The organism is Nostoc sp., from assembly GCF_036919815.1.
Taxonomy (GTDB): domain Bacteria; phylum Cyanobacteriota; class Cyanobacteriia; order Cyanobacteriales; family Nostocaceae; genus Nostoc.
Genome location: NZ_JBALCE010000013.1, coordinates 42,122 through 64,708, shown reverse-complemented (window position 1 = coordinate 64,708; position 22,587 = coordinate 42,122). Strand labels below are relative to the sequence as shown.

Sequence of the window (22,587 nt, the reverse complement as noted above, 5' to 3'; positions counted from 1 at the left end):
AAAAAAATATAGTTTTTTTTGAGATACCTAAAGCAAACCATGTTCCTGTTCGCTTCAAAGGACTTGAGTATATCCGTGTAGGTAGTTACAAAAAGTTGCTTAAAGATTTTCCTGAGAAGGAGCGGGAATTATGGGCTTTATTTTCGCTTGAGCTATTTGAAAAAAGTATCGCTTTAGAAAGCTTAACGGCGGATGAGGTCATAAAAAATATAAATTACCCAGCTTATTTCGATTTGACAAAACAAAGTCTGCCAGATAATCGGGATGGCATAATACAACGACTACTCTCGGAAAGACTTATTGTCCAAAAAACAGGTAATATCTTTGATATAACAAATCTAGGAGGTATTCTTTTTGGAAAAGATTTACGAAACTTTGAACGCTTGTCTCGAAAGGCTATTAGAGTAGTAATCTACAAAGGTAAGAATAGGGTTGAGAGCCAGCGAGAGCAAACTGGCATTAAAGGTTATGCTACTGATTTTGAAGAAATGCTAGGGTTTATTAATGACCAACTACCTAAAAATGAGCAGATTGGTCAAGCATTTCGCAGAGAAAAACGGATGTACCCAGAACTTGCTATTAGAGAATTAGTTGCGAATGCAATTATTCACCAAGATTTTAATATAAGTGGTACAGGGCCACTCATTGAAATTTTCTCTGACAGAATTGAGATTAGTAATCCAGGTGTACCGCTTATCGATACAATGCGGTTTATTGATGAACCACCTCGTTCTCGTAACGAGGATTTAGCTGCTTTTATGCGCCGTATTAACATCTGTGAAGAGCGGGGAAGCGGTATTGATAAAGTTATCTTAATGGTAGAGCTTTTCCAGTTGCCTGCCCCCGAATTTCAAGTCACAGCTAATCACACAAAAGTCACACTTTTTGCTTATAAGAAGTTAGCGGATATGGACAAAGCGGATCGAGTCCGAGCTTGCTACCAACATGCCTGTTTGCGCTATGTATCCAATGATCGCATGACGAACTCATCACTACGAGAGCGGTTCTCTATCAAAGACGAGAATTACTCAATGGCATCCCGAATCATATCAGACACAATCGACACAGCCTTGATAAAACCTTACGATCCAGAAAATATGTCTCGCAAACATGCTAAGTATGTACCATTTTGGGCATGATTTGTCTTCTACAATTCTTATGTGACTGTCATGTGACTGGATGAGAGGATATCTGTAAAATTGCAAAATTTTAAATTCTTGTAACTCTTAACCAGCTTGGTTTTTAGCTATTTTTTAATTCATTATGTTTATGTGACTGGGATGTCCACGCTTGGCTTAGATGAAAGTTAAAAGTAGGAATTGTCTACACTGCTTCTGAAGCTTCGCCATTCCTGCAAAAAGTATAAAAAAATGCGAGCATTCCTCATGCCTCCATTGATTAGGGAGAACACTATCCGCAGTTACCGCACCTTACAATAGGCGTAATTAGTGATGTTATTCCGAAAAAAAGTACTTACGTAAAGTAAATACCTTACTAGCGCAATCAATGTTATTTTTACTACACTTTAGTATTCTCAGGAGTAAAAATAGCAAAAGGTAAGAATGTAGCGATTCCTAACCTTTTGCTTATAACAATCGGCTGCTCTACCAACTAAGCTACAGCCCCTTGTAATGGAACTGACGGGACTCGAACCCGTGACACGCCGAATGACTAAAAAACTTAATTATGATTATTAGTTTAGCAAAATCATGGCCAATAACCGAACTTGTAGGTAGAGAAAACCGATTAAGTGAATAATCAAGCTATGAAGAGGTTTGCCTGGGTTCATAAGCGTTTTCTCCCCAGCCACGAATCAAATCCTCAGAGGTGACAACCTTTAAACTGTCACCTGAATAAAACACAGTGGCACACCAGTCTCGATACATCCTTTTCTCATCTGACAGAATATTAAGCGGATACGATGGCTCACGATACAGCCGAATTCCCCAACCCAAGGCCAAATTCCTCGCTTTCAAGGCATCAATAACCACATCATAGCGAGCAACAAGAATCTGGCACTCATGCCTCTCCCAGCTTTCACCAGCTTGTTCTATAGTAAAAGCTAGGATTTCCCCATTTGCATTCAAAAATAGCCCTGCGTGGAAATCCACAATCCCCAATAACCTTCTTAGCCACTTTGCTGGCAACCAATCTTCTGCTTCACCATCTGGACTGCGCCAATCAACTTTACAGGTTAATGCTAGTAAGGGAATCGTTTTAGGTTGTCCGGCTGAATGATTTACCACAGGATGGATAATTCCTTCTGCTTCTCGAATCCAGGGGGCCCAAACTACTTCACATGGATCTTGGTACGTTTCCATTACATCCACAATCGCCCGAAAATTATGTAAGTCCTGTATTCTTACATCACATATACTTTCTTCCATAAGAGAAGATGCGAACGACGGGAACGCAAAACTTGATGCCCAGAAAATGGATTCAGCCTGACTATCTATATGCCGTCTTTTCACAAATGCCCTCAAGACCAACCATTCGTGGTCTTGCGCCCACTCTATAAATTGGCTTGATCCAGGCAAAAGCAATGGCTCAACTGGTGGTAAAGGAGCTTTCTGTAACCACTCATTGACTCTATCAATTTGAAGTGGTTCAGTTAAATCAACATCTGGAATAAGTTCTGAAAACTCCAAAACCGAACCTGAATTTAACTGACCGTAACCAATATCAGTTGCTGGGTTATTCACTTCAGCCAGCAGCCCCAGATTTACAGGAGGTTTATGGGGTTCATGCTTCCAATCGTATGCTGTTACGCGATCAGCTAGAAAACCAGTAAGTTCATGCGTGGCTGCCCAAACATACTTTTCACCGAAGGAAGCCATTGAACTTTGCTGACCATGTGTTGCTTCATGATACTGGCGTGAAATAGCAATATCTGCACCCACAATCTCACCAGGCTTACCACCTTGAGGATTTCCAATGAAAATGTCTTTAGAGCAACCCAGGTTTAAGGCATAAGCTCTAACAAAAGCAAAAGCAAGACATTTAGGTGTTAGCTCTGGTAAATTATAGGCTTTGGCGTGATGTTTCAGAAGTGCTTGAGCCGACCGAGAGTACTGGGGAGAACGGTGTGATTTATTCTGTAATTCAGAAAATTCACTCTTATCATCCAATAAAGTGATCTGGATTGTTATTACTGGTGGTAAATCATCAATTTGCTCATCCATGTTATTGTTTTATTCGCCAGGATCTCTATACGTTGAATTAGCCATTCTTGCAAAATGGCTGGTATCAAAAAAAGGTTCTATTGCTTGAGGTACAACATACCAAGCAAGATCACGAGTGGCTGGCTCAATACCATAGTATTCATTGATACGGTTAACACATTCTTTATCAATTGGGAGTAATTCGTTTGCATCTACATACGGTTTGTGTAGATGTATTAGAAACTTTTCTGTGATCAGAACACCACAGACAAGACACCTTTCAACCAGGCTACGAGCGCAGTGCCTGATGATTATATTATTTGTGCGGTACGGTGCATTAGGAGTGAAAAAGCTGTTAATAATCCACTCGCACAGTGATAGCCATGTTTCGTTAGGTCGGACAAGGCAAGAAACACCATACGCTGCTAAGAATAAATCCTCCCTCATTTGAGGATCATTAGTTTGAAGAGCAGTTTTTAGAAGCGCCAAAAGTTCACTTGGTTTGTCACAGCCCCAATCTGCAAGAGCAGACCGAATTCGTCTTCGGTTATCGTTATTGACAGTGGTGGTTGCCCATGCTGTTAGCAAAGGTGCTGAATCCCAAGGATCATCCTCTGCTAATTCAAGTTCCTCTAACACAGCAGAAGCATAACCCTCCCATTTAGCGCCATGATTATGGGGTATTTGATGTGGCCCAGACCAGAATATATCTCGCTCTGCCACTCCCATAGGCAAAAGAGCATCGTGAACAAATTTTGCTCCGTAGATGTAGTCAGGTATTCTTAGCCCAGGAATAATCAGGAGTTCTAAAATGTTGCGGCAGGTGGGCATATCTCGGTCAAACAGCCTAAGCACCCAGTCACGATACGCTTCTTGTTGCTGAGGGGGCATCATTGAAAGCGCCATGAGTTGGAAATCTTCTCGACGCTGGCCTGTTAGGTTATTTTTCCACAATTGTGAGGTAAAGAAATTGCATCCATCCTTACCAAGAAGATAGACTGCTAACGTAATAGATGCTGTTCGATTCACTAGGTATGGAGGCATATCAGGACTATTGAGCGAATTTTTAACGTTTTGATACGCCTCCCACGCCAACAAGAAATCAGTCAAAGTCTCATATGCTGGCTCCCAAGTGTGGATTTCAGCCTCGAAAGGATCATTGGGAGGTATACTTCGGAGCAGCAGTAGCCCTTGATCACGACATTGGTTAAGAATCTGCAACAGTTGTGAACGAGTCAAAATATCTCTTGGTGACTGTGCTGACTCAACAACTTGCATTGCCTCCTCTTCAAGCAATGCTGCTCCTTTAGTAAAGCAAGCTTTTGCGATCGCACAAAGAGAGGTACTAACTGGTTTTATATCTCTAGGCCAGTCTTCACCTTCACGCTCTCTAATAGAAAGTTCCGCATTATGAATTTTCTGCTTAATTAATTCGACTAAGGAAAAATTTTGTGACGAAATGTTGTCAATTATTTGTCCTTGAAGATTAAGGGATGAATATATCCCTCAAAACTTACCTAAATATCTAGTTGATAAATTTGGTAAAAGGGCAGTTCGCCAAATATATGAAGAACAAAGAAAGCTAAATGATTATATTTTAGAGATTACTAATGAGAAGCGAACTAGTATTAAGCAAGAAGAAATGTACGAAGTGTTTTTAGCTGCAAGAGAAGCAATAGCTAATCGTTATTTATTGGAAGAATAATATTTTTATTGTTTATTTTCTATGATTACAGTCTGATAACTAGCGTTATCATCAGGTATTAAGTCCCAAATAGACTTCTCTTTTAAATTTTCTCCTAAGTAAAAAAGTTTATAAGGATATCCATTGATGTTGATTCCTTCTCTTTGGGTAACTTCAATTGGTTCTTCCAACAATTGCTTTGGCTCTACATTTTTTCCTTGCTGCTTCAACTTCTCTACTGCTTTTCCTGCAAGTCTTGAAATTTGACGAATTGCTATATTTGCTCTTGTTGAAACTTCGCCATTAAGTATCGATTTAAAACTGGGTTGATTTTCTTGTTTTTCCACTGCTATTTCTTCATCTTTATAATTGTTATTAGTGTTATCATCTGTGATAACACTAATTTTATTTAATTTTATATCTAAGTTATCAGTTCTGTTATCAATATTTTCTAAAGGGTTATTATTTTTTTCTATTTGGTTATTAAGTTTGTTATCGTTTTTAATAATGTCTTGACTTATACTCTCTACCTTTTCATTATCAGCTTTATTATCAAAGATTTCTAAAATGTTATCATTGTTATTATTATTGATAACATTTGCAGGTAAGCCTTTTAGGGTATTTTCTAAAATTTTTATTCTTTCTTCTAGAGTTTCAAACATTTCTTTGGTAACTTCTGGGTTATGAGTGATAATATTTTTTCCAGGAATTGCTATTGGAAAGTTAAGGTAAGCAGATAATGCTTTAATTAATACTTCAGTTTTACTATCTCCAGTTTCTTCACAGTGTTTTTTTGCTTCCTCATAAAGCTCATTTGGAATTCTGCCTGAAAAGAAGTGGTTGGATGCCATAACGTTATCACTACACGATAACGTTATGATAACAATAATTCAATATAAAGTCTATAGTTTTTATCCGTTTGTTATCATTGTTATTAAAATTTTTAGCGTTGATGTACGTTTTACCCGAACTGATTCGGGTAAATTTTATATTTCGGTTATCAATTTTGATAATGCTCTAAAAAAATTACCCACAACGATGTGGGTAATTTTTGTCGTTATCATTTTGGGACAATATTTTGATAAATTACCCGTCATGTGAAGGGTAATTTTTACTCCATTATATGAAGCCTGTTGTTATCACTGTTAATAACAACTGATAACATTATTAGTTATTGTGTAAAATGTTGGGAAATGCTGCTTTGACGACATTTGGGGCAATTGTATTTTTCTTGATTTTGCAAGGTCTAAGAACTGGAAGCGATTAGGCGGCGTAGCAGAGTGGCAGGGGCGGGCTTGCGAGAACTAGGGGGCTTTATCAGGGTCTTAATGCCCGTTCCTGCCACCGCCTAATCGAGCGAAGCGGTCTTCCAGTTCTGTGGAGCAACACCAGAGGACGTGGTTAATTTCTTTTCTCCAGTTTCTGAGTGGACAAACTGAACTTTCTCTTTCTCACTTCTTTTTTGGTGGGTGTGCTTTATCTGGTATAATTCTTAAAATTTTCTTTACTTATGGATGAGCTAATAAGAGCAATAAGATGTGACATTAAGCTTGGCAGTATAAGCTTAGACTGCTACAAGCTCAACACGCATAAGTTTGAAAAGCGTTTTGGGGTCACTGGAATCAGCACATCCTTGGGTTATGCGGAAAACTGGTTTGGCAGATTACCAAAACGAGGGGTAAAACAGTTCAAAGCTTTACGGGAAGATGGTTTCACAGCTTACCAAATTGAAGTTAGTGTACCTCGTGAAGACAAACTTAGTGGATCTAGCATTGCTAAGACTGTTAGTGTTAGGGATTTTAACAAGGTCATTGCTTACGAGGCTCTTGCTAAGAAAAATGTAAAAGCAATTATATTGCTAGTAGCATTATCCGAAAGGGGTTTAGAGAACCTGATTAGTGATGCTTTTAGCGGACAACCTTTAGATTGGTTTGCTGAAAGCATTATTCACTATAGTCAGTGGACTTTTGATGAGCGTGAAGAAGTATTGGCTGGGCTTAGAGAAGATGTCAAGGCTTTGTATCCCTGGTCTAATTACGAGCCAGATTACTGGGACATTGATTTGCGCTTAGACCCTAGCAATTTTCCGCCTTCAGTTCAGGCGAACAAAATTATACCCTGAGTCCAGAGCAGTTTGCCCGGATGGTAAAGCAGTATCTTGATCAGAAAGGACCTCAACATCGTTTGATTTTTATGGTGGATGAGGTAGGACAGTATATCGGTGAAGACAGCAAACTGATGCTGAACCTACAAACTGTTGTCGAAGATTTGGGTACTTACTGTTTGGGAAAAGCTTGGGTGGTGGTAACATCCCAAGAGGCAATGGATGAGATTACCAAAAACAAGATTAAAGGCGAAGATTTTTCTAAAATTATTGGTCGTTTTTACCGCCCACTGAATTTGTCTTCTGCTAATACCGATGAGGTAATTAAGTTACGCTTGCTGGGCAAAACTGATGCTGCACGGGCTGGACTGGAGGCTTTGTATAGCCAGAAAATTGCTATTCTGAAAAACCAAATTGCTTTTACTGACAGCGCCGATATGCCGGGATATAGCAATTCTCAAGATTTTATTGCTGCTTACCCATTTGTCCCTTACCAGTTTAACCTGTTACAAAAGGTTTTTACTCAAATTCGCCTCATGGGTTCTGCGGGAAAACACTTAGCATCAGGAGAGCGATCGCTATTGGATGCGTTTCAAGTAGCTTCCCAAGCAGTAGCAAGACAACCCCTTGGTGTTTTAGTTCCGTTTCACACCTTTTATATGGCAGTTGAAGGCTTTTTGGATGGTATCATCAGTCAGGTGATTATTCAGGCCCAGCAGAACCCCCAACTCCAGTCTTTTGATATTGAACTGCTAAAAACTCTGTTCATGGTCAAGTATCTTAAGGAAATCCGGGCAAATTTAGATAATTTGACTACTCTGAGCTTAAATAATATTGACCAGGATAAGCTGACGTTGCGCCAGGAGGTAGATGAAGCGTTAAGGCGCTTGGAACGTCAGACTATAATCCAGCGCAATGGTGATGAATATATTTTCCTGACCCATGAGGAGCAAGATATTGGCAGGGAAATTAAAAACACCCAAGTTGATTCAGAAAAAGTTCTCAAAGAACTACAACAGCTTGTCTGGGATTCAATTTACACTGATAAGGAACTGAAATACACCCAGCGTCATCGGTATCCATTTAACCGTAAGCTGGACGAACAAACTTTTGGACATCAAACTAATGACCTGACTCTGCATATTGTTACCCCTAATGCTGAAAGTTATACTGCGATGAAGGATGATGCTTTCTGCATTGGCACTACAGGGGGAGGTTATGAGGTCTTAGTGCGACTGCCTGATAATCAGCGCCTATTGAATGACCTCAACATCCTAGTCAAAACAGATAAGTATTTAAATCTGAAAAGTAGTGGCAACAACGCCCCTAGCATCCAAAGAATTTTAATCTCACGAGGAGACGAAAATAGCAAGCGTCGTCAGGAATTGAAAGAAATCCTGGAGGAACTGATTGCTAGTGCTGATGTATTTGCCTGTGGTAGTAAGTTAGATATTCGCAACCGAGACGCTAAGAGCTTGCTAAGTGAAGGTCTTAAATATTTAGTAGATAATGTGTATCAAAAACTCAGTTACGTCAGTAGCGGTTTTGAAAACGAAGACCAGGTGAGCAATGCCTTAACTCGTGACACTCAAGAGCAGGATATCACCGGACAAGCTGCTAACGCTGCTGCTCATAGTGAAATGCGAGCTTGGTTAATGGAAGAAACTCGTGTTCACCGCCAAGTCAGTATTCGAGCATTAGGAGATAAATTTGCGAGGCGTCCCTATGGTTGGTCAGAATTCGATACTTTGGGAGTAATGGCGGAACTTGCTAATAAATGTGTAGTGGAACTGCGACACGCTCAAGGTAATGTTAATCTGCGTGAAAAGGGTCTGGTGGCTCAGTTGCGATCGCGCAAGGGAATGGATCAATATACCATCCGGCTTGCAGATATAATTGACCCAGCTAGCTTGAAGATTGCTAAGGATATAGCCAGTCATTTGTTCAATAGCAAAGTGTCTAGCGATCCACAATTACTTTTTGATGATTACAAAAAAGTTTTAAAAGAACGTTGCAAAGAATTAGAGGGCTGGTTGACCCAAGCTGAGGGCGGGCTACCTTTTGCAAAATTGCTGCAAACTAACTTAACACTCCTGCATGACTTGCTAGCAAACAACGGTGCGGCTGAATTTTTCGGATGTTTTCGCTTGCGTCGAGATGAGATGGAAGAGTATATCGAGGATGTGCAGAAGTTGCAATCTTTCTTCAACGTGCAAATAAAGCTGTTCCAGCAAGCGCGTGATGACTTAAAAACTCTAGAACCAGAACTGCGTCACATCAATGATCCAAATTTGCTTAAGCGGGTAGATTTAGTCAAGCAAATTTTGGCAATGTCTGACCCGACTACCAAGATTCCAGAATTAGCAATGTTGCTCAAACCTGTCAAGGATAAGGTGCAGCAGGCGCTAACAAGTCAAATCTACCAAGTGCAGACTAAAGGCAAAGCAATGCGGGAGAAATTAGCTGAGTATGTGACTTCTGCTCACCAAGATATTTCTGCCCAGCTAGACCTCAAAAATCTCACCCAAGATATTGATAAAGTTGTCACCTCAGTTGATCAGGTAGCAAGCATTGATTCCGCGATCGCACGTGAAAGTGAACTAGAAAACATCCTCCCACAATTGCTGCAAAAAGTAGATCAGCAAGCCAACGAAATCATCCAGCGTCAATCAAAAAACGGCAGTTACGGCCAAGCAACCTGTGTCAAACCCATCGTATCGGTGCAGGTAGCGAGAATTGCAACTAAGTCGCTACTGGAAACGCCCCAAGATGTTGATGTTTATCTAGAAACTTTACGAAAAACCTTACTAGATCAGATTCACCAAAATCATCGCATTCGTATTGAATAAATCCGGCGGGGCTGCTCTGGGTTTTGTCTACCCCAAACCCAAATGCAGCTTGAGAGCAGCATCAACCAATTGCATCAAATCCTCATTCAAACAACCCAGCGCATCTCCTGAAATGCGCTGCTTAGAAATCGTGCGTACCTGCTGCGCTTGTACCTTAGAAGGCTTAGATAAACTACTCTCCTCTAGATTCAATAAAACCTCAAAAGGATAAACACGACTGACATTAGACGTAATCGGTAAAATTGTCACCGTACTAGCCGCACTGTTATTAGCATCATTGCTGACAATCAGTACAGGTCGGCGTTTATCCATTTCTGCCCCTACTACTGGACTGAGGTTAGCATAGTAAATTTCACCACGTTTCATCTGTTAACCCATCCCCTACCGTCAAATCCCAATCTGGGTCAACTTCCGCCGAAGCTTGGCGGTAAGCTTGCTCTAATTCCTGATACCGCAGTAACTCCAGTGCTAACTCAATGACTTGGGAGCGAGATTTACACCCCCTGGAGATTTTGTAATTCTCAATAAACTCCATCAAAGATGCTGGTAAGGAAATGGATAGTTTTTCAGATGGCATAGTATTACCAAAAGGTAATTATATTTTTCTTACTTTATAGTAGCCAAAATAGTAGGAAATTAACTTCAACCCTGGTAAATAGAAATTTAATTGCAAAAGTCAGTTAAAACTGACTTGGACTAACCTCCCCAAAATTGATTGCGGGGTGGTTGATGTGAATAACTACCAATTCTCTATCACCTCAATGAACCGCACCGCTATTAAAAACTTCGCAATTTGGGCGCGTCGCTACTTACGGGAACAAGTTACAGCCCGTGCCGCCCAGTATGGCATTACTAACAAAAGCATCACACAACCCCAAGCTGTTACAGGTGGACTCTTGGTGGCAGGTCAAACGTTGAACGCAACAGAAACAAACCAGTATGAACAATTGCGGAATCGCTTACAAGATTTAACGCTAATTTCCAGCCAAGCCCAGGCGGTAGCTACACTGATAGATGAAATTGCCTACACCTGGTTTAACCGTTTAGCGGCGTTGCGGTTTATGGAGGTGAATGGATATATCGGGCGGGTGTTGAGTAGTAGTGACCCGAATTTGGTAGACCCTGATTTGTTGCGGGATGCTAGTTCTATTGCGGAAATGGGGGATTTACCTGGGCTGGATTTGGATACCCTCAATGAGTGGCGTGGTTTTGCCAATCGTGACCCTAACCCCGATGAGTTTCTTTACCGGCGTCTGCTGTTAGCTCAGTGTAAAGCCTTAGCAGAAGGGATTCCAGCACTGTTTGACCCTCGCCAGAACTACCAAGCACTGTTTTTACCTGGAAATCTGCTAAATCAAGATTCGATAGTGCGGCGACTGGTGAAGGAGATTCCAGAGGAAGACTGGCAGGATATTGAGGTTGTGGGTTGGCTATATCAGTTTTATATTTCGGAACGCAAAGATGAAGTAATTGGGGCAAAGTCGAAGATTGCAGCCGCAGATATTCCCGCAGCGACGCAATTGTTTACCCCCCATTGGATTGTTCAGTATATGGTGGAGAACAGTTTAGGGCGGTTGTGGTTAGAGTCTCACCCGGAATCACGTTTGCGGGAATATATGCCTTATTATCTGGAAAATCCAGAACCTCTCCCTAACCCTCTCCTGCGAGGAGAGGGGACAAGAGAAGAAAATTCTTGCTCCCCTCCCCGCGTCGGGGAGGGGTTGGGGGAGAGGTGTTTAACGCCTCAAGAGTTGACCGTGATAGACCCTGCTTGTGGCAGTGGTCACATATTAGTTTATGCCTTTGATTTGCTGTTTGAAATTTACAAAGAGCAAGGTTATTTAGAACGGGATATTCCGGCTCTGATTTTGACGCACAATTTGTATGGTTTAGATATTGATGAACGTGCAGCACAGTTAGCTAGTTTTGCAGTTTTGATGAAAGCGCGATCGCATAATTATCGCATTTTACGGAAACCGCCTGCTTTGAATATTACGGCAGTGCGCCCTACCCATAGTCAGACTTTACCACTAGCGACTGAATTAAATCCTGAAGATTGGCAACCGTTAATTGAGGCTTTTAAGGATGCAGATAATTTAGGAAGTTTAATTACTCCACCACCTTTTGATAGTGAGAAGTTGAAATGGCAATTGAATAATTTAGAGGCGAGTGATTCACTATTTAGAGAGTGTGTTCCTGCTTTGCGGGGGTTATTATTACAGGCGGAGTTGTTGAGAAAGCAATATTGGGTTGTGGTGGTGAATCCGCCTTATATGGGTGGTGGTTCGTTTAATGATGTGGTTAAAAAGTTTGTTATTAAACATTATCAAAATAGCAAAGGCGATTTATTTGCTGTATTTATGGAACGAACTGTAGAAATGACTATAGAACGTGGATTAATGTCAGCAATTAATCAACATTCTTGGATGTTCTTAAGTAGCTATGAAGAATTACGAAAGGATTTTTTAAACAAATATACAATTTACTCAATGGTTCATTTGGGAGCCAGAGCTTTTCCTGAAATTGGTGGTGAAGTTGTTCAATCAACAACTTTTGTTATTAGTAAACAAAAGCCTAACAATAAAACAGCGCTTTATGTTCGCTTGGTTGATTATCATGATGCTGAGTTAAAAAAACAAAAGTATCTTAGTGGTGAACATCGGTATTTGGGAGTCAATCAAGCTGATTTTGCAAAGATTCCGGGGAGTGCGATCGCTTATTGGGTAAGTGATAAGTTTTTAAATTTATTTGTTAATTTTTCATCAATAGAGAAATCTTATTCATTCAAGCATGGAATGAGTACAGGTAATAATAATGCTTTTTTAAGAATATGGTATGAATGTAATTTTATAAAAACTTGTTTTAATTACTTAAATAGGGAAGATGCACTGAATTCAGGTAATAAATGGTTTCCTTGCCAAAAAGGTGGAGCATTTAGAAAATGGTATGGGAATAATACATTTTTACTTAATTATTATAAAAATGGTTTAGAAATGTCTACTCTAAAAGAAAAAGGTCTTAATCCCGGATTTAGACATGACAATCCTTCTTTTTATTTTCAGGAAGGTATAACTTGGTCAACCGTATCAAGCTCTAGTTTATCAATGCGATATGTCCCTCAAGGTTTTATTTTTGAATCTAAGGGAAGTATGTCCTTTAAAAAATCGTTATATAGTTTGTATTCTGGGCTTGGATTTTTAAATTCAAAAATAGCAGATTATTTTTTGAAAATCATTTGCCCTACTCTTGATTTCCACGAGGGTCCAGTATCTAAACTTCCTTTCTCTACTCAAAACTTAGTGATTGAATTAGTCGAGATAACTGTCAAGCGTATTATTACTATCTCTCGCCAAGACTGGGACAACTTTGAAACATCCTGGAACTTCCAAACCCACCCCCTATTACTCCACAACACTAAACACCTCTCCGAAGCCTTCAACATTTGGCAAAGCAAATCAGAAACCGCCTTCCGCGAACTTCAACGCCTAGAAGAAGAAAATAACCGCTACTGGATAGACGCTTACGAATTACAAGACGAACTCACCCCAGAAGTACCCGACAACCAAATTACCATCCGCCGCGCCGACTTAAACAAAGATATCCGTTCCCTCATTTCCTACGCGATCGGCTGTATCATGGGGCGCTATTCCCTCGACAAACCCGGACTAATTCACGCCGGACAACCATTTGACCTTTCCCTACACCAAACCTTAAGCGCCAGCAGTGATGCAATAATTCCCATCACAGATCAAGCATACTTTGATAACGACATCGTTACCCGCTTCATAGAATTTCTGTGCATCGTCTACAGTCCCAAAACCCTTACCGAAAACCTCAATTTCATCGCCAACGCCCTCACCCTCAAAAACGGTGAAAGCGCCCAAGAACGTATCCGCCGCTATTTCCTGCAAGAATTTATTTCTGACCACATCCAAACTTATAAAAAACGCCCCATTTACTGGCTATTTACCAGTGGCAAAAAACGAGCTTTTGGCGCATTAGTCTACCTACACCGCTACAACGAAGACACCCTCGCCCGTATCCGCACCGATTACGTTTTAGAATTGCAAGTCAAATTAGACGGTGAAATTGTACGCGCACAGCAACAGCTAGAAAATGCCAGTTCCAGCACCGCCAAAAAAGCCGCTACAAATCGCCTCAAAGACCTGCAAGCGCAACAGCTAGAATTGCGGGATTACCAAGCCAAACTGCAAACCTTAGCCGATGGGCGAATTCATCTTGACCTTGATGATGGTGTAGCGTACAACTACACGCGCTTCAAAGGTTTAGTTTATGAAGGGTCAGATTTGAAAATAGCTGATTTAGAAAAAGCATCACAGTGGAAAAGGGAATTGTTGAAATAAGCTATACCATTTCCCAAAATACCTAATACGATTTCACTCTAATTCTTTGCCCTTGCCCCCTGCCTCTTCAGGCGGTAGCAAATTCTGTAAAACCTCTTTTACTAGGATGATGGAAGCCTAAAACAATATCAGTTTGGGGTATTCCGGCTGATAGCAAATCATCAATAACGCATAAACTTGTTGCATCTTATTCCACCCAAATTTTGCCGTTTTTAATGCAGATATACATGATAATATGCTCTATCTGCTTTTTGTCATCCCAGCCAAATCGAAACCAAAGATATTGATTTCTTTGTTCATCAAAAGCCAAGCGATCGCTTGCTTCAACTTCCGTAATGCTGATAAATTGAGTATTAGCCATTTCGTAATATTCAGTCAATATCTTCTTGGACAAACTGCGATATTTTTCTAGTTTATCCATTGCTGAATTTCCTCGTTTCGTGCATTACAGTGTCTTTGAGAAAATATTTTCATGTTTGATAATTTGTGTAAGTTTATTGTCGAAAGCTTTCCCAGCGACTTTGCCACTTGGTTGTTAGGCGAACCAATAACCCTAACTGAATTAAGTCCCAAAGAACTATCCCTAGAACCCATTCGTGCCGATGCGCTCATCTTACAGCAATCTGATCAAATAGTCTTGCATATCGAGTTTCAAACTCAACCAGACAAAAATATTCCCTTTCGCATGACAGACTACCGTTTGCGAGTGTATCGTCGCTTTCCTCACAAGCGGATGATTCAAGTAGTAATTTATTTACAAAAAACTGATTCAGAACTCGTTCAGCAAACTACATTTACTCTTGAAGAAACATCTCATCGCTTCCAAGTAATTCGCCTATGGGAACAACCAAAAGAAATATTTTTGCAAACTTCCGGTTTACTTCCATTTGCAGTTTTAAGCAATACAGATAGTAAAACTAATACTTTACAGCAAGTCGCAACATTAATTGACAATATCACCGATAAACGGACTCAAAGTAACCTTGCTGCATGTGCATTCATCCCGGCTGGGCTAGTATTAGAAGAAGAAGTGATTCAGCGTTTGCTGCAAAGAGATATTATGCGTGAGTCAGTAACTTATCAATCATTACTAGCCGAAGGTCGATCTGAAGGTCGAGACGAAGGTATTCGACGTGTTGCTATCAATATGTTAAAAGAGGGGATGTCTATCGAAGTAGTTGCAAAAGTGACTGGTTTAACAGTTGAACAGGTGCAACAATTGCAAACTGCCGAAGCAGAAAAGCCAACAGAATGAACACCGCTCGTATCCAAAACACCCTAGAAATCCTCTTTCAAGATTCTGCCCGTTGGTTACACCCAGGACGGCGGGTGGTGTTTTGGTACGATCCTGAACAACAATTTGCTAGTAGTTTTAATGAACTCCAACTTGAAGGCGTAGAAAAACTCCAACTCGCTGACACCCCTTTCACCGTCAAATATCGCTTACTTACTCTGCAACCCAATCAAACTTTTCTACTCTACGCCCCCTTTCCCGAACCTGCGCCCCAAGAAAACTGGCTTCTGGACATCCAAAAAAGCGGTTTAACCTTCTCTGCTGACCCGGCTGCCCTCATCTATGCAGACTTAGGATTACGATCGCGCCGTCTAGAGATTATCATCCGGGAACAGATAAAATTCTTTAAAAGCCGCAAACGGACAGAAGCCCTACAAGCAATGGGCATTTCTCCTGATAGCGACGAACGAGAATTACTTCTGGCTATGCTTTCCGTCCTTGCAGGTTTAAAAGTACCCGATGCAGGCACACTGATCAGGCGAGTGTTGCTAGGAGGGTTATTAGAGACTGATAACGCCCTCTGGTCTGATATTGAGCGTTTTGTCTCCGCAGAAGCTTTCTGGGAGGTAGCGGTGGAATACACTGACCTTCCCAAACAACACCCCAGCTTAAACAAGTTGTTTATACAGCTGCTAGTGACGCATTTCGCTATATCATTGCACGGTGTTATTCCACCTCAGTTAGCGAACCAAGTTATCAGCCCTGGACAACGGGCTTACGCATTTATCGACCAGTGGATGCGCGACCAGCAGGATTCTTTAGGTTGGAAGACCTTAAGCAGTGAAGTGGCAGAACAATTACAGATATTTGATGCGATAGAGAATTTAGAACCAGAAGTTTTATTTGAAGCAGCTAATTTTGAAGTTGTAGATCAGGTATTAATCCGTACCTGTGTCAAAAAACTACAAACGCAAACAGGGCAACAAAAAACCGAACTTGCATCTTGGCGTACTTGGTTACAAACCCGTCACACTCTGATTTGGTTTCCTAAGTATGAGAAAATTTATCAAGCAATGGAAGCTGCGATCGCTATTTTAGAATTCAAGCAGCAGTATACAGGAGGATTCCGCCAGTCAGCCCCAGTCCTTTTTAAAGCTTATGCCAGTGATTTGCACTTATTTGATAGAGCTTACCGTCATTTTATTGTTGCCAGTGATGATGCTCAAGGAGATATCCTCAAGGGGTTAATTGAAGATGTAGAAAATTTATATACTCAATGGTTCTTGGATGGTTTAGGAGAAGCTTGGTCTGATGCTGTTAGCGATCATTGGGAATTGGAGGGCATTGCATCTCAAAGCAAGTTCTTCGGTAGGCACGTTTTCCCCATTTTAGAACGGAGCGATCGCGAAAAAGTATTTGTAATTATCTCCGATGCCTTGCGCTACGAAGTCGCCAGCGAACTCCAAGAAGTAATTTATAAAGAAATGCGGGGTGAAACTGAACTGGAGGCGCAATTTGGAGTTTTACCTAGTGTGACGCGGTTGGGCATGGCAGCACTTCTTCCTGGCTCGAAACTAGAACTGATACCAGGTGATGATGATGTCCGAATTGATGGACTTAGTACTAAGGGTACGGTAGCAAGACAAAAAGTACTAACCGAAAATAGCCGTGTTGATTCTACGGTACTCAATGCCAAAGACCTGCTAGCCATGAGTACAGAGGAAGGACGGCTAATAGTACAACCCTATCGCCTAATCTACATTTATCACAACGTCATTGATGCGATCGGCGATCAGGCATCCAGCGAACGTCAAGTACTATCAGCTTGCGGAACAGCAATTAACGAACTGCTGCGGCTGGTAAAGAAAATTTGTAATTCTATCAACGGTACAAACGTGATCATCACTGCTGATCACGGGTTTTTATATCAACGTTGCCCAATTCAAGAAGCTGACAAGCGACCCTTGCCAAGTGGCGAAGCAATACTTGAAAGCAAACGCCGCTATTTGTTAGCACGAGAGCAAGTGAATGACTCAACCTTACTACACTTTAGTCTGCCCTATATAGAAAATGGCATAGTTGCGATCGTACCCCGTGGTAGTTTACGCTTTGCCGTTCAAGGTGCAGGAGCACAGTTTGTCCACGGTGGAGCATCGCTTCAGGAAGTCTGCGTACCAGTCATTACCTATCATCACCAACGGGCAGTTAAAGACGACGATGGCCCAGCCCGGAAAGTCGGAGTGCAGGTAAGTGCCAGAGTCCGAAGAGTGACAAATAATCGTTTTAGCTTGACATTAGTGCAAACTGATGCAGTTGAGGGGAAGTGGCGATCGCGTCAGATTACAGTTGCTTTGTACGATCCTCAAACCAATATACCCATAACGGACGTGCGAGTAACCAACTTAAGCAGCACCAGTATTTATCCGAGCGATCGGGAAATTAGCTTAAGATTGACTGTAACTACCACTAATCCCCCTACGAACGTCTATTTAATAGTCAAGGATGCAGATGACGAGAGTGAACTGCTTAAAGAACCTTGGGCAGTTAGTTTAGGAATTGCTAACGACTTTGGAGATTTCTGAGCCAATATAGTCACAATATCGGTGACATCAATATTGCCCCCTGCCTCTAATGGATGACCTGAATCAAAAGCTAAACAGCATTTACCCTGGAAAGGTAGTGCGTAAAGACCTGACGAAGCGTATCAAAGAAGGTGCTAACGTACCCGTGTATGTGCTGGAGTACTTGTTGGGTATGTACTGTGCTACCGACGACGAAACCACCATTGAGGAGGGTGTTGCTCGTGTAAAAAATATCCTAGCTCAAAATTACGTCCGTCCTGATGAGGCAGAACAGGTCAAATCTAAGATTCGGGAATTGGGGCGATTCACTATCATTGACAGGGTGACAGTGACGCTCAACGAGAGAGATGACATTTACCAAGGGATTTTAATGAATCTGGGAGTCAAAGGCGTAGTCATTGACCCGGAAATTGTTAAACCGAACCAAAAACTTTTGGGTGGTGGTATCTGGTGTATTCTGCAACTAGAGTATGAAGCCGGAACCAAACCCAGTCCCTTCATTGTGGGAAGCCTCAAACCGATCCAAATGCCTAGTGTAGATATGGATGAACTGTTTGCAGGTCGCCCAGCTTTCACCCGTAGCGAATGGATTGACTTGTTGATTCGGTCAACGGGACTAGAACCTACTACCGTTAAAGAAGATGTAAAATGGCATCTACTTGCCCGTTTAGTTCCCCTTTGCGAAAATAATTACAACTGGTGCGAACTTGGCCCCCGTTCTACAGGCAAATCCCACGTTTACAAAGAAGTTTCTCCGAACTCAATCCTTCTTTCTGGTGGTAAAACCACAGTAGCGAACCTTTTCTACAATATGTCCACACGCCGCATCGGACTGGTAGGTTTATTTGACGTGGTTGCCTTTGATGAAGTAGCAGGTATCAGCTTTCATGATAATGACGGTGTGCAAATCATGAAAGACTACATGGCATCGGGTTCCTTTGCACGAGGTAAGGCTGAGATTAACCCCAGTGCTTCTATGGTTTTTGTTGGCAACATTAATCAAAGCGTAGAATCCTTGGTAAAAACTTCTCACCTGCTTGCACCCTTCCCCGAAGCCATGATTGACACCGCTTTCTTTGACCGCTTTCACGCTTATATTCCTGGCTGGGAAATCCCCAAGTTTAGCCCAGAAAATTTCACCAATCAATACGGGTTCATTGTTGATTACTTAGCCGAATGGCTGCGAGAAATGCGTAAACGCAGTTTTGCTGATGCGATCGACCTCTACTTTCGATTGGGTAATAACCTGAAGCAACGGGATGTCCAAGGAGTTCGTAAAACCGTATCAGGGCTATTGAAACTACTCTTCCCAGACGGTTCATTTAGCAAGGAAGACGTGCGTGAAGCTCTAGTTTATGGGCTGCGGGTGCGGCGGCGTGTCAAAGAACAACTAAAGAAAATTGGCGGTATGGAATTTTACGATGTGCATTTCAGCTACATCGATCTCGAAACTTTAGACGAGCATTTTGTCTCAGTCCCAGAACAAGGAGGGTCAAGCCTGATTAGCCAAGATGTGCTGACTCCAGGTCATTTACACTTTGTCAGTATTGGAGATAGCGGCATAATCGGCACATTCAAACTCGAACTGCAAGCAGTACCCGGTAATAGCAAGTTGGTACGTACTGGTGTAGCAAATACTGCCAAGATGAAGGATAGTTTGAATATTGCCATGAATTACTTCAAAGCTAATGCTCAACGGGTTAGTAGCAGTATTCACCCAAGCAATTGGGATTTCTTGCTCCAGTTACTAGACTTTCAAGGCGCTGGGACACCAAAGGAAAGTGCATTACCATTATTCGTTTCCTTATGCTCCGCCTCCCTGAAACGAAGTGTCCAGACACAATTTGCCATATTTGGCGAGATGACTTTAGGCGGGACAATTACCCCAGTCAGTAATCTAGCGGGTAGCCTACAAGTAGCCTTTGATGCTGGCGCAAAACGCATCCTTCTACCTATGTCCAGCGCCGTCGATTTAGCCAGTGTTCCGCCAGAGTTGTTTGCTAAATTTCAAACATCGTTTTACGCTGATCCAGTAGACGCAGTATTTAAAGCTCTGGCAGCTGATTAAATATCAAGCATCAGAGTCAGGTAATGACCTAGCCCATCAGCGAGGAGTTGTTGACGAAGGGGAGATGGCACAGGAACAACACGAATTTGATAATTTCTCCGTGGTGACATGGGCTGTAACAGACCTGCATTTATTAGTACCAGTATAGTGTTGCTAGCAGCCTTTTTATAAGTAGAGTCAGACCATGCAGCCACCTTTGAACTTTGTTCTCGCTTCCCTTCAAAGAAGGTTCGTAAGTCGGCGGAAGTTAACAGGTAATCAAAAGCCTTAATTTTGTTCAGCAGCACTTCGGCAATGAGTTCGCGTAGCAAACGATTTTCTCGCAGAATCAGAAACAGGATAGTCAGTCGCCGAGTATCAGGATTGCCAGTTGCTATTAATTGAATGTATTTCTCTGGTACTTGCTGAAGGCGTTTGAGAACAGTTTGCAGTGCCCGCTCACGGGAAACTTGAGAGCGCAGTTGAAACAAATCCTCCACCAATACCCGTTGCCGAATATCTTCCTGGGTTGCACCTTGGTGCATCAGTTCGGCAACTCTAATGGTTTCAGTCAGAACAAAAGCATTGTTAGTACGGGCAGTATAAGCAGTTTCAGGCATAATTGAAACAATAGAGAAGGCAAGCAAAACCCTTTCTCAAACCTAGATAGTGAGTTACGGATTTAAATGTTTTTCAGGAAATGCTTTTTTTGCATCCTCCTATGTAAATCTCCTATTACATTTTCGTCAAGGTTTCGGAGTTTAATACTTCCAAAGGCGGTCAACCTTTGACCTCCTCCGTAGATTTCCATATCTTTCCATCCATTGCCTCCAGATAGCACCGCCAGTATTGCGATCGCGCAGCGTTAGCGAGTCCGCGAGCGTCTTGGCTCAGTATCTTCACCAAATACAAACCTACTGTAGTCAAACGCTTCTTGCCAGTTCAGAGTGCTTTCAGTGGCTAGTAAACAGGTTAACGACGCCTTTCTTCCCTAGCGTGATCTAAAATAAGTCTCAAGATAGTGTGTACCTCACCACAGAAGAACTTAAGCTTGGTGTATAAGTTTGGGGAAATAGTCATGAATAAGGAAACAGTTCCTAGTCAAGCTGAAAAGTCGAATCCAGAAGGCGATCCCTCGCAACTAAGTCCAGAGTTACTCGACAAAATTAAACACCCTCGTCCAATGGACGATGTTATTCGGGAACAATCACCACAAGAACGTAAAAGTAACCCAGCTTTAGCACCGGAAATGATTGATGATCCAACTGATGATTGATTGGGTTTGCGAAAGAGTAATCCAAATGCTCAGATTTCCGACTTTTCTAAAAAGTTGGGAATCTTGTTATTCATGAACCATTAAGTATCACTAATAAATTCTCTTAGTTAAGAGATTAGTACTTAATAGACTAGACCGATAAAAAGTAGAAGGGAGGCAGTAACCTCCCTTTTGTTGTGGAAATCTCTTGTGTTGGCTTCTCCTCCTGATCCGTGAACACTTCTTTTTTGTCCAAAGTCCAATAATTACAATCCCACAGAAAACAATTTACCAACTTGCGCCAAATCTACATTTCCACCGCTAATGATGACACCAATCCTCGCTTCTGGGGAAGTCACCACACCTTCGAGTAAGGCTGCTGCTGCAAGTACTCCGGTGGGTTCAACTACAATTTTTAGACGTTCCCACAAGAAAAACATGGTGCGAAGAATCGCTTCTTCCGATACCGTCACCATATCATCGACGTAATGCAGCACTAAGGGGAAAGTAATTTGACCAAGGCTAGGAGTCCGGGCACCATCGGCGATGGTATCAGGATTCTTGACAGTTTGCAGCGTTTTGCTATCAAAGGAGCGGGTAGCATCGTCGGCAAGTGCTGGTTCTACTCCGATTACTTTACAATTGGGTAAAAGTGCTTTGGCTGCGATCGCACACCCTGAAAGTAATCCGCCACCGCCACAACAAACTAATAATAAGTCCAACTCACCAACTTCTTGGATCAGTTCTAAAGCTGTTGTCCCCTGTCCGGCGACTACATGGGGATGATCGTAAGGGGGAATGAGTGTCAAAGAGCCATTGCCTGCTAGATTTTGGGCTAATTCTTCTCGGTTTGTTTCTTGGCGATTGTACAAAATTACCTGGGCACCATAACCACGAGTAGCAGTTTGTTTAATACCGGGAGCATCATCAGGCATGATAATGGTGGTGGGAATATTTAGTAGTTGTCCAGCTAAAGCGATCGCTTGGCCATGATTTCCCGATGAATAGGTGAGAACGCCTGTTTGTTTTTGTGCTACCGATAGTTGGGCTAGGGCGTTGTATGCACCTCTAAATTTAAATGACCCGGTGCGTTGAAAGTTTTCGCACTTAAAAAACACTTGGCTATTGGTGCGATCGTTAACAATTCTAGAAGTCAGCACGGGTGTGCGGTGGGCAATTCCCAAAATCCGCGCTTGTGCTGCCTGGACATCAGTTATAGTAATGGAGTTATGCTGAGGCATCGACGGCAGTATTACAACTTGAGAAAGCATATAACACCAATGCACAGATGTACACTCCTACGGTGT

Annotated in this window: 16 protein-coding genes and 1 pseudogene; 8 read left to right on the top strand and 9 right to left on the bottom strand. The window is 41.8% G+C overall.

The annotated features are described in order from the left end of the window. A partial coding sequence (locus V7K15_RS04520; protein WP_334903398.1) for an ATP-binding protein occupies positions 1 to 1,139 on the top strand: 1,139 nt, incomplete at its 5' end. Between the two features lie 624 nt (positions 1,140 to 1,763). On the opposite strand, the gene V7K15_RS04515 is transcribed toward V7K15_RS04520, so the two are convergent. The 3 genes from V7K15_RS04515 to V7K15_RS04505 form a co-directional block, all read right to left on the bottom strand. Next, a complete protein-coding gene (locus V7K15_RS04515; RefSeq protein ID WP_334903396.1) occupies positions 1,764 to 3,182 on the bottom strand; it encodes a hypothetical protein in 1,419 nt (472 codons plus the stop codon). Between the two features lie 9 nt (positions 3,183 to 3,191). Continuing rightward, a complete protein-coding gene (locus V7K15_RS04510; protein WP_334903394.1) occupies positions 3,192 to 4,439 on the bottom strand; it encodes a hypothetical protein in 1,248 nt (415 codons plus the stop codon). A gap of 432 nt (positions 4,440 to 4,871) precedes the next feature. Next, complete coding sequence (locus tag V7K15_RS04505; protein ID WP_334903392.1) at positions 4,872 to 5,696, bottom strand: hypothetical protein; 825 nt, start codon at positions 5,694 to 5,696, stop codon at positions 4,872 to 4,874. 782 nt (positions 5,697 to 6,478) lie between these two features. Between V7K15_RS04505 and V7K15_RS04500 the strand changes: the two genes are divergently transcribed. Further along, entirely contained in the window at positions 6,479 to 6,967 is a 489-nt protein-coding gene (locus V7K15_RS04500; protein WP_334903390.1) for a hypothetical protein, read from the top strand. A gap of 20 nt (positions 6,968 to 6,987) precedes the next feature. After that, positions 6,988 to 9,798 carry a BREX system P-loop protein BrxC gene (brxC, locus tag V7K15_RS04495; protein WP_334903388.1) on the top strand — a complete coding sequence of 937 codons (2,811 nt, stop codon included), beginning with the start codon at positions 6,988 to 6,990 and terminating at the stop codon, positions 9,796 to 9,798. A 27-nt stretch (positions 9,799 to 9,825) separates the two neighbouring features. Here the strand turns inward: brxC and V7K15_RS04490 are convergent, their stop codons facing one another. After that, positions 9,826 to 10,164 (bottom strand): type II toxin-antitoxin system PemK/MazF family toxin, encoded by a 339-nt coding sequence (locus V7K15_RS04490; RefSeq protein WP_334903386.1) that lies wholly within the window; start codon positions 10,162 to 10,164, stop codon positions 9,826 to 9,828. Next, complete coding sequence (locus V7K15_RS04485) at positions 10,151 to 10,375, bottom strand: ribbon-helix-helix domain-containing protein (RefSeq protein ID WP_334903384.1); 225 nt, start codon at positions 10,373 to 10,375, stop codon at positions 10,151 to 10,153. Before V7K15_RS04485 ends, V7K15_RS04490 begins: the two co-directional genes overlap by 14 nt. A gap of 154 nt (positions 10,376 to 10,529) precedes the next feature. Between V7K15_RS04485 and pglX the strand changes: the two genes are divergently transcribed. Continuing rightward, positions 10,530 to 14,162 carry a BREX-1 system adenine-specific DNA-methyltransferase PglX gene (gene pglX, locus V7K15_RS04480; protein WP_334903382.1) on the top strand — a complete coding sequence of 1,211 codons (3,633 nt, stop codon included), beginning with the start codon at positions 10,530 to 10,532 and terminating at the stop codon, positions 14,160 to 14,162. A 67-nt stretch (positions 14,163 to 14,229) separates the two neighbouring features. On the opposite strand, the pseudogene V7K15_RS04475 reads toward pglX, so the two are convergent. Beyond that, a pseudogene (locus tag V7K15_RS04475) lies at positions 14,230 to 14,583 on the bottom strand (XisI protein). A gap of 51 nt (positions 14,584 to 14,634) precedes the next feature. Here V7K15_RS04475 and V7K15_RS04470 point away from each other — a divergent pair. Genes V7K15_RS04470 through brxL form a run of 3 tightly spaced genes read left to right on the top strand, consistent with a single transcriptional unit; the run spans position 14,635 to position 20,046 of the window. After that, positions 14,635 to 15,417: an Rpn family recombination-promoting nuclease/putative transposase gene (locus tag V7K15_RS04470; protein WP_334903380.1), complete on the top strand. Its 783-nt coding sequence runs from the start codon at positions 14,635 to 14,637 to the stop codon at positions 15,415 to 15,417. After that, a complete protein-coding gene (gene pglZ, locus V7K15_RS04465) occupies positions 15,414 to 17,978 on the top strand; it encodes a BREX-1 system phosphatase PglZ type A (protein WP_334903379.1) in 2,565 nt (854 codons plus the stop codon). Before V7K15_RS04470 ends, pglZ begins: the two co-directional genes overlap by 4 nt. Before the next feature lie 49 nt (positions 17,979 to 18,027). Further along, positions 18,028 to 20,046, top strand: coding sequence for a protease Lon-related BREX system protein BrxL (gene brxL, locus V7K15_RS04460; protein ID WP_334903377.1), 2,019 nt, complete (start codon positions 18,028 to 18,030; stop codon positions 20,044 to 20,046). On the opposite strand, the gene V7K15_RS04455 is transcribed toward brxL, so the two are convergent. Both V7K15_RS04455 and V7K15_RS04450 read right to left on the bottom strand, forming a co-directional pair. Beyond that, the gene (locus V7K15_RS04455; protein WP_334903375.1) at positions 20,043 to 20,645 is read right to left on the bottom strand and encodes a DUF1819 family protein; all 603 of its coding nucleotides are present in this window, start codon (positions 20,643 to 20,645) and stop codon (positions 20,043 to 20,045) included. The genes brxL and V7K15_RS04455 overlap by 4 nt on opposite strands. A 160-nt stretch (positions 20,646 to 20,805) precedes the next feature. Beyond that, positions 20,806 to 20,952, bottom strand: a complete 147-nt coding sequence (locus V7K15_RS04450) for a hypothetical protein (protein WP_334903373.1) — start codon at positions 20,950 to 20,952, stop codon at positions 20,806 to 20,808. Positions 20,953 to 21,103: 151 nt separating this feature from the next. Here V7K15_RS04450 and V7K15_RS04445 point away from each other — a divergent pair, with 151 nt between their 5' ends. Continuing rightward, complete coding sequence (locus tag V7K15_RS04445; RefSeq protein WP_334903371.1) at positions 21,104 to 21,301, top strand: hypothetical protein; 198 nt, start codon at positions 21,104 to 21,106, stop codon at positions 21,299 to 21,301. 245 nt (positions 21,302 to 21,546) lie between these two features. On the opposite strand, the gene V7K15_RS04440 is transcribed toward V7K15_RS04445, so the two are convergent. Continuing rightward, entirely contained in the window at positions 21,547 to 22,521 is a 975-nt protein-coding gene (locus tag V7K15_RS04440; RefSeq protein ID WP_334903402.1) for a threo-3-hydroxy-L-aspartate ammonia-lyase, read from the bottom strand. Between the last annotated feature and the right edge of the window lie 66 nt (positions 22,522 to 22,587).

Bases quoted from the DNA above. Each gene is read 5' to 3' on its own strand.
- V7K15_RS04515 (WP_334903396.1), bottom strand. From the start codon at position 3,182: ATGGATGAGCAAATTGATGATTTACCACCAGTAATAACAATCCAGATC.
- V7K15_RS04510 (WP_334903394.1), bottom strand. From the start codon at position 4,439: ATGCAAGTTGTTGAGTCAGCACAGTCACCAAGAGATATTTTGACTCGT.
- V7K15_RS04505 (WP_334903392.1), bottom strand. From the start codon at position 5,696: ATGGCATCCAACCACTTCTTTTCAGGCAGAATTCCAAATGAGCTTTAT.
- brxC (WP_334903388.1), top strand. From the start codon at position 6,988: ATGGTAAAGCAGTATCTTGATCAGAAAGGACCTCAACATCGTTTGATT.
- V7K15_RS04490 (WP_334903386.1), bottom strand. From the start codon at position 10,164: ATGAAACGTGGTGAAATTTACTATGCTAACCTCAGTCCAGTAGTAGGG.
- V7K15_RS04485 (WP_334903384.1), bottom strand. From the start codon at position 10,375: ATGCCATCTGAAAAACTATCCATTTCCTTACCAGCATCTTTGATGGAG.
- V7K15_RS04470 (WP_334903380.1), top strand. From the start codon at position 14,635: ATGTTTGATAATTTGTGTAAGTTTATTGTCGAAAGCTTTCCCAGCGAC.
- pglZ (WP_334903379.1), top strand. From the start codon at position 15,414: ATGAACACCGCTCGTATCCAAAACACCCTAGAAATCCTCTTTCAAGAT.
- brxL (WP_334903377.1), top strand. From the start codon at position 18,028: ATGGATGACCTGAATCAAAAGCTAAACAGCATTTACCCTGGAAAGGTA.
- V7K15_RS04455 (WP_334903375.1), bottom strand. From the start codon at position 20,645: ATGCCTGAAACTGCTTATACTGCCCGTACTAACAATGCTTTTGTTCTG.
- V7K15_RS04445 (WP_334903371.1), top strand. From the start codon at position 21,104: ATGAATAAGGAAACAGTTCCTAGTCAAGCTGAAAAGTCGAATCCAGAA.
- V7K15_RS04440 (WP_334903402.1), bottom strand. From the start codon at position 22,521: ATGCCTCAGCATAACTCCATTACTATAACTGATGTCCAGGCAGCACAA.